The following is an 11,812-nucleotide window of genomic DNA, read 5'->3' as shown; positions in this document are numbered from 1 at the left end:
GTGGAGACCGCGCGACTGCTGCCGCTGGTGGTGGCGGTGCCGCTGCTGGGCGCGGCGGTGCTGGTGGCCACCGGACGGCGGCTGCCCCGGCTCGTCTCCGACATCGTGGGCTGCGCCTTCGCCGCCGCCACCGCCGTAGTGGCACTCCTGGTGCTGTTCCGGGCCGGTCACCCCGGACCGGGGACGTATCCGGTGGAGTGGGTGGGCGGCTGGCGGCGGATGGGCATCGTGCTGGTCGGCGATCCGCTGGGGGCCGGGCTCGCGGCGCTGGTCTCGCTGCTCGTCGTCGCCGTCCTCGTCTACTCCTGGCGCTACTTCGAGGAGCCGCCGCGCCGTCACACCGGCTCCTTCCCCGCGCTGATCCTGGTGTTCCAGGCGGCCATGTGCGGTTTCGCGCTGACCGGCGACCTCTTCAACGCCTTCGTCTTCTTCGAGCTGATGGGCGCGGTCGCCTACGCACTGACCGGCTTCCGCGTCGAGGAGCCCAAACCGCTACAGGGCGCGCTGGCCTTCGGGGTGGTGAACTCCCTCGGCGGCTACGTCACCTTGCTGGGCATCACGCTGCTGTACGCGCGCACCGGGGAGCTGGGGTTCGCCCAGATCGGGCGGAGGCTGGACACCGAGGGGCCGGACGGGCTGGTGCTCGCCGCGTTCGTCCTGGTGACGACCGGTCTGCTGGTGAAGGCGGCCGCCGTTCCGTTCCACTTCTGGCTGCCCGACGCACACGCGGTCGCGCCGACGCCGGTGTGCATGCTGCTGTCCGGGGTGATGGTGGAGCTCGGTGTCTACGGGGTCGCCCGGGTCTACTGGACGGTCTTCTCCGGGCCCGGAGGGCTCTCCCACCCCGACTTCACCCGCGCCCTGTTGGTGCTGGGCGTCCTCACGGCGCTGCTGGGCGCGCTGATGTGCTGGTGGCAGCGCCATCTCAAACGGCTGCTGGCGTTCTCGACCGTGGCCCACACCGGGCTGTTCCTGATCGGCGTCGCCGTGCTGACCCCGGAGGGGATCTCGGGGACGGCGCTGTATGTGCTGGGCCACGCGGGGGTGAAGGCGGCGCTCTTCGCCTGCGCCGGGGTGCTCCTGGACCGGTACGCGACCGTGGACGAGTACGAGCTGTTCGGCCGGGCCCGGGAGCTGCCGGTGGTCGGCGCGCTGTTCGCGGTGGGCGGGCTGGGCCTGTGCGGACTGCCGCCGTTCGGCTCCGGGCTCGGCAAGGCCGCCGCGGAGGAGGCCGCGGGGCACACCGCCGTATGGCTGCCCGCGCTCTACGTGCTGGTGTCGGCGGTGACGGGGGGCGCGGTGCTGCGCGCCGGGCTGCGGATCTTCGCCGGAGTGGGCCGGCGGCCCCGGGACGAGGAGGAGGGCGGCCCGGAGACCACCGGCGGGGAGGAGCCCGAGACCGCGGGCCGCCTCGGGCGCATCCCGGTGCCACTGCTGGCGGTGCCCGCCACGCTGCTGGCCGCGTCGCTGGTCCTCGGGGTGATCCCGGCCGTCGGGTCCGCGGTCGGCCGGGCCGGGGCGCTGTTCACCGACTCCGGCGGCTACCGTCGGACGGTCCTCGACGGATACGCCGCGGCCGCCCCGGCGCATCCGCCGCCGCACTGGCAGCTGACCGGGATCCTGCTCGGGCTGCTCTCCACGGCCCTCGCCATCACCCTGGCCACACTGGCGGTGCGGCGGCCGGTCCACACCGGGACGGCCGCGCTACTCGCGCCCGTACGACGACTACAGTCCGGGCACATCGGCGACTACGTCGCCTGGCTGATCGCCGGGACGGCGCTGCTCACGGTGTTGACCGTCCCGGGGGTCCGCTGAGCCGCCGGGACCGGGGCGCGCCCGGTCCCATGGGTCAGCGGTCAGCGGTGGCGCAGTGCCGAGATCAGCTGGCTCTTGGACATCTGGGATCTGCCCTCGATGCCCGCCTTCTGGGCCTCGCGGTACAGGTCCTCCTTGGTCCGCGTCTCCATGCCGCCCGACTTGGCGCCCCCGCGGGCCGCCATGCGGCGCCCCGACGTCTTCCCGCTCTTGGCGGTCGCTTTGGCCATGTTCCGCCTCCTTCCGCCTCAAGTGTCCGGTACGGGGCGGAACATCGCTCGCGGGACTACTCCGAGCGGTGGCGTCGCCCGGCGGCGGGGGGGATCCGGGCCTAGGACTCCTTGGAATCCTTGCGGCCCAGCACCTTGTTGACCCGCGAGCCCACGCCCCAGGACATCACCCGCCAGGCCGCCTCCGTGACGATGTCGCGGCTCATCTTGCTCTCGCCGCGCTCGCGTTCGATGAAGGTGACCGGGACCTCGATGACGTGGAAGCCCGCCTTGATGGCCCGCCAGGCCAGGTCGATCTGGAAGCAGTAGCCCTGGGAGGCGACCTCGTCCATGCCGATGCCTTCGAGCGTCTCCTTGCGGAACGCCCGGTAGCCCGCCGTCATATCGCGGATCGGGACGTCGAGGAGCAGACGGGAGTAGGTGCTGCCGCCCCGGGAGATGAACTCGCGGGACTTGGGCCAGTTGACGATCCGGCCGCCGGGCACCCAGCGGGAGCCGATCACCAGATCCGCGCCCTTGAGCGCGGTGAGCAGCCGGGGCAGCTCCTCGGGCTGGTGGGAGCCGTCGGCGTCCATCTCCACCAGCACGCCGTAGCCGTGCTCGATGCCCCAGCGGAACCCGGCCAGATAGGCGGCGCCCAGGCCCTCCTTGCCCTTGCGGTGCAAGACCTTGACGTGGTCGTCCTCGGCAGCCAGCTCATCGGCGACCTTGCCCGTGCCGTCCGGGCTGTTGTCGTCCGCGACGAGGATGTGCGCGTCCGGAACCGACTCCCGGACCCGCGCGACGATCGGCTTGATGTTCTCCGCCTCGTTGTAGGTCGGGATGATCACCAAGGTCGTACCGAGCGGACCGTACTTCCGCCGGCCACCGTCGTCCTGGCCCTCGTTGCTACGGCGCGGCTCCCCGGCCTCGGCGCCGGCCTCCTCGGCCTTCGCGCTCGGCTCGTCGGCCTTGGTGCCAGGCTCCTCGGCCTCGCGTGCGTCGCTCACGGCTACTGCCCCTTCTAGTCCGTACGTCCCCGACGGCCGATCATGATCGCGGCCGCGCAGGACAGAACGCCCACCATAGCGAGCACCCACTCGGGGGTCGCACCGACGCGGTCGGCCAGGGTCTTGCCGTCACGCAGCGGGATGCGCGCGGTGAGCACGTCTCGCGTGAATTCTTTCGTCCGCTGCTCGATCGTGCCATCCGGGGAGACCACGGCGCTGATCCCGCTGGTGGCCGCGGTGATCACCGGCCGACCGTGTTCGATCGCCCTCAGCTTGGACATGACCAGCTGCTGTTCGGGCTGGCCGCTGCGTCCATAGGTGGCGTTGTTGGTCTGGACGACGATCGCCCGGGCGCCCGCGTTGACCGTGTCGCGCACGATCTCGTCGTAGGCGACCTCGAAGCAGATCACATCGCCGAGCCGCGCCGGGCCGACGTTCAGCACCCCGGTGTGGTCGCCGGGGTAGAAGTCGCGGGGCACCCGCTGGAGCCGGGTGATGACCTTGCTGAGCTCCTGGCGGAAGGGGACGTACTCGCCGAAGGGCACCGGGTGCTGCTTGGTGTACGAGGCGCCGGGGCCGCTCTTCGGGTCCCAGACGATGCCCTGGTTCTCCACATAGCCCTGTTTGGTCGGATGGTCGACCAGGGCGCCGACCAGCACCGGAACGCCGATCGCCTTCACGGCCTCGTCGATCCGGGCGTATGCCTCCCGATACTGGAAGGGATCGAGGTCGGAGGCGTTTTCCGGCCATATGACGAGATCGGGCTTGGCGATCCGGCCCGCCGTGACGTCCTTCGCCAGGTTCAGGGTCGCCTTCACATGGTTGTCGAGGATCATCATGGGGCGGCCCAGGAAGTCCATACCGGGCTGCTGCACATTGCCCTGGACGACGGCGATGTCGACCGAATCGTCGGCGGCGGTGGGGATGGGCACCGCGAATCCGGCGGCCGTCACGGCGGCCGCGACGGCCACGGCCCCGGCGGCGGGCAGGGCGCGGCGCGGCGTGAAGCCCCCGGTGCCGCGCAGCCGCCACAGGGTGAGCGCGGCACCGGCGAGCGCTCCACCCGTCAGGGCGACGCCGAAGGTGACCAGCGGGGCGCCGCCGAGCGCGGCGAGCGGGGTGTAGGGCGAGCCGGTGTTGGCGAAGGCCAGCCGGCCCCAGGGGAAGCCGCCGAAGGGCACCCGGTCGCGGGCCCACTCCTCGGCGACCCACAGACAGGCCGTCCACAGCGGCCACAGGGCCGGTACGGGCAGCCGGGAGACCAGGGCCAGGCCCGCCCCCATCAGCGCGAGGAAGGCCGCCTCGATGATGGACAGGCCCACCACCGCGTCCCAGCCCACCACGCTGAGCCACTTCAGCAGCAGCAGGAAGAACGGCACCCCGAAGGCGAAGCCCGTCCAGGCGCCCTGGCGGGCGGTCCGGCCGTGGGTGAGCAGAGCCAGGGCGGCGACGGCCAGCAGGGACAGCGGCCACACCCCGAACGGCGGGAAGGCGAGGCCGAGCGCGAGCCCGCTGAGCGCCGCGAGCCCGCTGCGCCGCGCCTCGCGGCGGGCGAGCAGGCCGAGGCGGCGCAGCCGGCCGGGCCGCCACTCCCCGGGGGACGACGCGGCGGACGCCCCGGGGGACGGCGCGGAGGCGGCTGTGGGGGCGGAAGCGGCCCCGGGAGCGCTGGAGGCGGCACCGGACGCGGCGGCACCGGGGCCGGCAGCCCCAGGCGCGGCAGACCCGGTCGCGCCGGATTCGCCGCCCCCGACGGCGTCACGGCCCTCGACGGGCTCACGACCCCCCACGGCGTCACCGCCCTCAGCGCCATCGGCGCCCTCCGTGGGCGGCGTGGCGGCGGAGCCGGTCGTCCGCTGACCCGGTCGGTCTGCGTCCGGCCCGGTGGGGGCGGCTTCGGCGGTGGTGTCGGAACCCGATGGCACGGTGCGGCCTTCCTACAGGTCGTGCTGTGGTGAGGTGACCGTATAACGCGGGCGCGCGGAAGTGGTCCCGAGGTGCGGATTGTGACCTCGGGGTAGAGAAACGCTTCGGCCACAGCGGGGGTTCCCTCGCCCGGCGGCGGCCCCGCCCCCGCGTCGGGGGGCGGTCCGCCGGTGTGCGCGTGCGGAGTGGGGGCCCGACGCCCTTCGGGCCGACCTGGGACCCGCTGGCTGCGGATCGACCGAGAGCCGTTGTCTACTGAGCGTCCGGGCCCCTCCCGGGTCGCACCTGCCGACCCGGCGATCCCTCCCTCGCCCCCGTGCACTGGACCTGGCTCCCAGTGGTGGCGCACCACGGCGGCGCGTCTCCCTCTGGCCCAGCGGCGTTCGACGACTGCGTGAAGATTCCCCGGTCGGGCGTCCTGTGGTGGACGAGGCCGAACCTACCGGCCACCGACCGCACCCTGTCAACAGCCACATGACCTGCGCCGTTTCCTCAAATGACCAGGTCAGTACGGACGGTGTTCAGATGCCACGACAGGCCGGGGGCTCATCGTTCGGCGGTACGGGGCGCCCGCGCGTCACTCGTCCGGCCGGAGGTGGACGGTGCGTCCGCCCACCACCGTGCGCACGCAGACGGGCAGTTGACCGCCGGGAGTGAGGTCGGGCAGTCCGGGGGTGCCGGAGCGGGGGTCGGTGGACCATCCGGCGACCCGCGTGTCGGGCACCTGCACGATGAGCTCACCGGTCCGCCAGATCGCGTAGTCGGCGGGCGCGCCGGGCGCCAGCACGCCCGCGTCGTCCCGTCCGACGGCCCGCCAGCCGCCGCGGGTGTGGGCGGTGAAGGCGGCGCGGACGGAGATCCGGTGCTCCGGGGTGCGGTGGAAGGCGGCGGCGCGCACGGTGCCCCAGGGGTCGAGCGGGGTGACGGGGCTGTCGGAGCCGAGCGCCAGGGGCACTCCGGCGCGCAGCAGCGCCGCGTAGGGGTTGAGGGTGCGGGCCCGCTCGGGGCCGAGCCGCTGGGCGTACATGCCGTCCTCGCCGCCCCACAGGGCGTCGAAGGCGGGCTGTACGGAGGCGGTGAGGCCGAGGTCGGCGAAGGCCGCGATGGTCTCGGGGGTGAGCATCTCGGCGTGTTCGACGCGGTGCCGGGCGGCGCGCACGCGGGCCAGCCCGACCGTATCGGCGGCGGCCCGTACGCCCTCGACGACGGCCGTGACGGCGGCGTCGCCGATGGCGTGGAAACCGGCCTGGATCCCGGCCTCGGTGCAGGCGGTGACATGGGCGGCGACGGCCGCCGCGTCCAGGTAGGCGGCGCCGGTGTGCGGCGTGTCGGCGTAGGGCTGGTGGAGACACGCCGTGTGCGAGCCGAGCGCCCCGTCGACGAAGAGGTCGCCCGCCGCGCCGATGGCGCCGAGTTCGCGCACCTTCTCCAGGTCGGAGGCGCTGCTCGCGGCCTCGGCCCAGTAGCCGTACACCCGCGGTCCCGGCTCCCCGGCGGCGAGTTCGAGCAGCCCGGTGAGGTCGTCCTCGGAGGAGATGTCGGGCCCGGCGCATTCGTGGAGAGTGCCGATGCCGAGCGAGGCGGCGCGGGCGAGGGCGGCCCGCTGGGCGTCGGCGCGCTGCCGCTCGGTGATGACCGCGTGGGCGGCGGCGCGTACGGCGTGGTGGGCGGCGCCGGTCAGCGGCGTGTCGGGGTGGTACCCGGCCAGGTCCGACACGCCGGGGACGAGGTCGAGCAGCGCGGTGGTGACGACGGCGGAGTGCACATCGATACGGGTGAGATAGAGGGGGCGGCCGCCGGTCGCCCGGTCCAGCTCGGCCCGGGAGGGCGGCCGCCCCTCGGGCCAGCGGGCGGCGTCCCAGCCGTGGCCGAGCAGCACCCGGTCGGCGGGGTGGGCGGCGGCGTGGGCGCGCACCCGCTCCAGCGCGTCGGCGAGCGTACGGGCGCCGGTGAGATCGAGCCCGGTCAGGGCGAGCCCGGTCGCGGTGGTGTGCACATGCGCATCGGTGAAGGCGGGCGTCACCAGTGCCCCGTCCAGCTGGATGACCTCGTCCACACCGTCCGCGAAGCCGTCCGCGGCCCCTTCGGAGCCGACCCAGGCGACGGTGCCGCGCTCGACGACCATCGCGGTCGCGAAGGGATCGGCGGGGCTGTGGACCTCACCTCCGCGCAGCAGGACGGTACGGCCTTCGGGGGCCTGGGCGGGGGTGGGGTCGTTCACGGCGGGCTGCCTCGATGGGGGTATGCGACGAGGGATGTCGGACGGGCGTGACGGGGGGGTGTCGGAAGGGCGTTCAGACGCGCGGCGGGCGCGCCTCGTAGGGCGTGGAGAGGACCACGGTGGTGCGGGTGGAGACACCGGCCAGCGAACGGATCCGGCTGAGCAGGTGCTCCAGCTCCAGCGGGGTCGCGACGCGCACCTTGAGGATGTAGTTCTCGTCCCCCGCGACGCTGTGGCACGCCTCGATCTCGGGCACCTCGGCGAGCCGCTCGGAGATGTCGTCGGGCGCGCTGGGGTCGAAGGGTTTGACCGAGATGAACGCGGTAAGGGGAAGCCCGACGGCCTCGGGGTCCACGACGGCGGCGTAGCCGCGGATCACGCCCCGCTGCTCGAGACGGCGAACCCGCTGGTGCACGGCCGATGTGGACAGGCCAGTGGCCTTGCCCAGGTCCGTGTAGCTCATCCGGCCGTCCTTGACGAGCAGCTCCACGATCTGTCTGTCCAACTCCTCCACAGCCGATCACCTTATGTGGTCGGGAGGGCTCCGGCACAACGGGTGGGCACCGGATGGGCACAGCGGACATAGGCACCGCTACGTCGCACCTGCACCGGGCATGTGACGAACGCCACATGCCCTCATGGGCGTCCTATGAGATGCGGCGATTACCTATGCGGCCGCGAGGGAAATGCTTGCTGTGGTCGAGGCCGACGCGCCTGGCCAGCCCACCCGAGGGGGAAACTCATGCCTCATCTCGAGCGCCTCGACGCAGGCGACATCGATACCCACGAGACCCACGACACCTATGAGATGTTCCGGGTGATCTGCCCGGACTGCGCGCGCCCCATCGCGCTCCTCGCCGACGAGGACGTCCTTCCCGAGCACGCGCTGTGCTCGTCCCCGTGGGACCCGTTCGGGCTCACGGTCTGCGCCGGCACCGGCCGCCGGGTGGCCGACGCCGAGCCCGCCGACGCGTCGCTGGACGCGTTCGAGCGGGACGCCGCGCTGCTGCTCACGCTTCCGGAGGGCCTGGACTGGCGGAAGCAGCCGTTCTCCCACCTAGGCGGCCCCGGCTCCCGGCCGGTGCGCCTTTTCTAGGGCTCGGTTCGCCTCCGGGGCGCTTCAGCCGCTGTCGACGGTCGACCGTGCTCGGCCCCTCGTTCCTCGGGGCCTGCGCGCGCTCTCCCTTTCGACAGCGACGCGCCCCTTCGGCTCGCCCCCAGCTACCGCTGGGAGGTGCCCCCGGCCGGGGCGTACCCGAAACGGCGGGGGCGCGGGTCGCGCCCCCAACCGACACACCGGCCCAAGCCGACAGACCGGCCCGAGCCAACACACCGGCCCAAGCCGACACACCGGCCTCAGCCGACCTCAGGTCCCGCGAGAGCGCGGGCGATGACCACCCGCTGGATCTGGTTGGTGCCCTCCACGATCTGGAGGACCTTCGCCTCGCGCATATAGCGCTCGACCGGGAAGTCCACCGTGTAGCCGTATCCGCCCAGCAGCTGGACGGCGTCGGTGGTGATCCGCATCGCGGCGTCCGAGCAGAACAGCTTGGCCATCGCCGCCTGCTTGGAGAACGGCCGCCCCGCGTCCCGCAGCCGTGCCGCCGTCAGGTACAGGGCGCGCCCGGCCTCGATCTGCGTGGCCATGTCGGCGAGCATGAAGCGCAAGCCCTGGAAGTCGGCTATCGGCCGGCCGAACTGCCGCCGCTGCGCGGTGTACGCGAGCGCCTCGTCCAGCGCCGCCTGGGCGACGCCGACGGCACAGGCCGCGATGCCGAGTCGGCCCGCGTCGAGGGCGGACAGGGCGATCGCGAACCCCTGGCCCTCCTCGCCGATGCGGCGGGCGTCGGGGACCCGCACCCCGTCGAGGTGGATCTGGGCGGTCGGCGAACCGGCCATGCCCATCTTGTGCTCGGGTGCGGCCGCGGAGAGCCCGGGGGCGTCGGCGGGCACGAGGAAGGCGCTGATGCCGCGGGTGCGCTCGGGGCCGGTGCGGGCGAGCACGGTGTAGAAGTCGGCGATGCCGCCGTGGGTGATCCACGCCTTGGTGCCCTCGAGCGTCCAGGTGTCCCCGTCGCGGGTGGCCCGGGTGGTGAGCCCGGCCGCGTCGGAGCCGGAGGAGGGCTCGGAGAGGCAGTACGCGCCGAGCAGTCCGCCGCCCAGCATCGCGGGAAGGTACTCGGCCAGCTGCTCCTTGCTGCCGTATCCGGCGAGGGCGTGGCAGGCCAGGGTGTGGACGCTGACGCCGAGGCCGACGGTCAGCCGGGCCGCGGCGAGCTCCTCGAGGACCTGGAGGTAGACCTCGTACGGCTGGTCGCCGCCGCCGAACTCCTCGGGGTGGACCAGTCCCAGCAGCCCGGACTCGGACAGCAGGGTGAACAGCTCGCGGGGGAAGCGCCCGGCGGCCTCCTCCTCGGCGGCCCGGGGCTTGATCTCCCGTTCGATCAGCTCGCGGACGAGCGAGATCAGGTCGCGAGCCTCTTCGGTGGGCAGCTCACGCTCCACCGGCTGCGGGCCGTGATCGTTCATGGCGGCGCTCTCCTCTCCCCTGGTCAGGCGCTGCGGCGGCGTGCGCCGGGGTGAGGCGGCGCCACCGGTGATGCTGCCGCCGGCCGGTCGGCCCGTCGGATCGCGAGCGGTGATGACCTGCACTGCGGCGGTTGGAGTATGCCCGATCCGGAGGCTTCCGGTACCGGTCGCCCGATCTTCAACCAAATTCGCACATGGGCACCCACCACCTTCCTCCACGCACTCCCACCAACGTCGCACCACATCGCACGCATGGAGCAAATTGGCCCAGACCATTGACCCCACTGGTCTAGTCCTTCTACCTTTTCCCCACCCTGTCCTGCGCGTTCATGTCAAGCTATGGGCAGGTCGTCGGGCAGTTCACTCTCCCCTCACCCCCACCGAGGAGATTCCATGCTCAGACCAGGCAGACTGTCCGCCGCGCTCGCGGCGATCTGTACGGCGGTCCTGACCGCCACCCTGCTCGCGGGCTCGGCAGCGGCCGGTGAACCCCGGAGCGCCGACATACCCCAGGCCACGTCCAAGGCCGCCAAGACCCCCACGACGAAGGCCGCCGGGAACAAGGTGGTCGGCTACTTCACCGAATGGGGCATCTACCAGCGCAACTACCACGTCAAGAACGTCGAGACCTCGGGCTCGGCCGCCAAGCTCACCCACATCAACTACGCCTTCGGCAATGTCACCGGCGGCAAGTGCGCCATCGGCGACGCCTACGCCGACTACGACAAGGCGTACGACGCGGCGAGCAGCGTCGACGGCAAGGCCGACACCTGGGACGCGGGCGCCCTGCGCGGCAACTTCAACCAGCTGCGCAAGCTCAAGAAGCTCCACCCCGGCCTGAAGGTGCTGTGGTCCTTCGGCGGCTGGACCTGGTCCTCCGGGTTCACCGAGGCCGCCAAGAACCCCGCGGCCTTCGCCCAGTCCTGCTACGACCTGGTCGAGGACCCGCGCTGGGCGGATGTCTTCGACGGCATCGACATCGACTGGGAGTACCCCAACGCCTGCGGCCTCTCCTGCGACACCAGCGGTAAGGACGCCTTCAAGAACCTGATGTCCGCCGTGCGCGCCAAGTTCGGTTCGTCCAACCTGGTGACCGCGGCGATCACCGCCGACGCCTCCTCCGGCGGCAAGATCGAGGCCGCCAACTACGCGGGCGCCGCGCAATACGTCGACTGGTACAACCCGATGACGTACGACTTCTTCGGCGCGTGGGCCGCACAGGGCCCCACCGCCCCGCACTCCCCGCTCAAAACCTACAACAGCATTCCGCAGCAGGGCTTCAACACCGACGCCGCCATCCAAAAGCTCAAGGGCCTCGGCATCCCGGCCTCGAAGCTCCTGCTGGGCATCGGCTTCTACGGACGCGGCTGGAGCGGCGTCACCCAGGACGCCCCCGGTGGCACCGCGACCGGCGCCGCGCCCGGCACCTACGAGGCGGGCATCGAGGACTACAAGGTGCTCAAGGGCTCCTGCCCGGCGACCGGCACGGTCGCGGGCACGGCCTACGCGCACTGCGGCAACCAGTGGTGGAGCTACGACACCCCCGCCACCATCGCCGGGAAGATGAACTACAAGCAGCAGCAGGGCCTGGGCGGCACCTTCTTCTGGGAGCTCAGCGGCGACACCGCCAACGGTGAGCTGATCAAGTCCATCAGCTGACCCCACACCAGCGCCCCTGATCGACGCGGGCGGGGAGCCATCACCGGCTCCCCGCCCGCTTCGTCGTGCGCGCCCACGCGCAACCCGCCCATCGGTGTCAAGCGTTCAAGCGGCGCACGAGGGGGCGCGAGGAGCGTATGTGGAGAACGCTCCCCGGTAACGCCGCGTATCCCCCGTGAACGCGCTCCGTCCGGGGCTCGTACCTCAACGCGGCTTGTTCTGGCTATTGCGGGGCATCCGCCCCACAAGGAAATCTGAGCGCACGGGTGGCCCGCTCCACTCCGCGCGCGTGAACCAAAGGAACGATCATGAGCTCCGAGCAGTGCCCGAGCTGTGGCGGCCAACTCGCCGTGAACCAGGACGGGTGGAAGATCTGCCACTCCTGCGGCTATGCCTCCCCGCCCGGGGTCGTGCCCGCCCCCTCCCTGCCCGCGCACACCTGA

Annotated in this window: 10 protein-coding genes; 4 read left to right on the top strand and 6 right to left on the bottom strand. The window is 72.4% G+C overall.

Annotated features, from left to right (window positions below; all coding sequences use genetic code 11):
* Nucleotides 1-1,815 carry a complex I subunit 5 family protein gene (locus ACJX2R_RS40970; RefSeq protein WP_413104193.1) on the top strand — a complete coding sequence of 605 codons (1,815 nt, stop codon included), beginning with the start codon at nucleotides 1-3 and terminating at the stop codon, nucleotides 1,813-1,815.
* A gap of 41 nt (nucleotides 1,816-1,856) precedes the next feature.
* Here ACJX2R_RS40970 and ACJX2R_RS40965 read toward each other — a convergent pair whose 3' ends face one another.
* From ACJX2R_RS40965 to ACJX2R_RS40945, 5 genes are all read right to left on the bottom strand, one after another.
* The gene (locus tag ACJX2R_RS40965) at nucleotides 1,857-2,045 is read right to left on the bottom strand and encodes a Rho termination factor N-terminal domain-containing protein (protein WP_020866919.1); all 189 of its coding nucleotides are present in this window, start codon (nucleotides 2,043-2,045) and stop codon (nucleotides 1,857-1,859) included.
* Between the two features lie 101 nt (nucleotides 2,046-2,146).
* Nucleotides 2,147-2,878, bottom strand: a complete 732-nt coding sequence (locus ACJX2R_RS40960) for a polyprenol monophosphomannose synthase (protein ID WP_223864990.1) — start codon at nucleotides 2,876-2,878, stop codon at nucleotides 2,147-2,149.
* A 170-nt stretch (nucleotides 2,879-3,048) separates the two neighbouring features.
* Complete coding sequence (gene lnt, locus ACJX2R_RS40955) at nucleotides 3,049-4,959, bottom strand: apolipoprotein N-acyltransferase (RefSeq protein WP_413104192.1); 1,911 nt, start codon at nucleotides 4,957-4,959, stop codon at nucleotides 3,049-3,051.
* 578 nt (nucleotides 4,960-5,537) lie between these two features.
* Complete coding sequence (locus tag ACJX2R_RS40950; RefSeq protein ID WP_413106072.1) at nucleotides 5,538-7,085, bottom strand: amidohydrolase; 1,548 nt, start codon at nucleotides 7,083-7,085, stop codon at nucleotides 5,538-5,540.
* Nucleotides 7,086-7,254: 169 nt separating this feature from the next.
* Nucleotides 7,255-7,695: an Lrp/AsnC family transcriptional regulator gene (locus ACJX2R_RS40945; protein ID WP_020866923.1), complete on the bottom strand. Its 441-nt coding sequence runs from the start codon at nucleotides 7,693-7,695 to the stop codon at nucleotides 7,255-7,257.
* 228 nt (nucleotides 7,696-7,923) lie between these two features.
* Between ACJX2R_RS40945 and ACJX2R_RS40940 the strand changes: the two genes are divergently transcribed.
* Nucleotides 7,924-8,277: a hypothetical protein gene (locus ACJX2R_RS40940; RefSeq protein ID WP_413104191.1), complete on the top strand. Its 354-nt coding sequence runs from the start codon at nucleotides 7,924-7,926 to the stop codon at nucleotides 8,275-8,277.
* 260 nt (nucleotides 8,278-8,537) lie between these two features.
* On the opposite strand, the gene ACJX2R_RS40935 is transcribed toward ACJX2R_RS40940, so the two are convergent.
* Entirely contained in the window at nucleotides 8,538-9,710 is a 1,173-nt protein-coding gene (locus tag ACJX2R_RS40935; RefSeq protein ID WP_413104190.1) for an acyl-CoA dehydrogenase family protein, read from the bottom strand.
* Between the two features lie 393 nt (nucleotides 9,711-10,103).
* Here ACJX2R_RS40935 and ACJX2R_RS40930 point away from each other — a divergent pair, with 393 nt between their 5' ends.
* On the top strand, nucleotides 10,104-11,369 hold the full coding sequence (locus ACJX2R_RS40930) for a glycoside hydrolase family 18 protein (protein WP_413104189.1): 1,266 nt from the start codon (nucleotides 10,104-10,106) through the stop codon (nucleotides 11,367-11,369).
* A gap of 308 nt (nucleotides 11,370-11,677) precedes the next feature.
* A complete protein-coding gene (locus ACJX2R_RS40925; protein WP_262704163.1) occupies nucleotides 11,678-11,812 on the top strand; it encodes a hypothetical protein in 135 nt (44 codons plus the stop codon).

Origin of the sequence: Streptomyces sp. Inha503 (assembly GCF_047215865.1) — a bacterium.
Lineage (GTDB): Bacteria > Actinomycetota > Actinomycetes > Streptomycetales > Streptomycetaceae > Streptomyces > Streptomyces lycopersici.
This window is presented reverse-complemented; position numbering and strand designations above follow the sequence as displayed.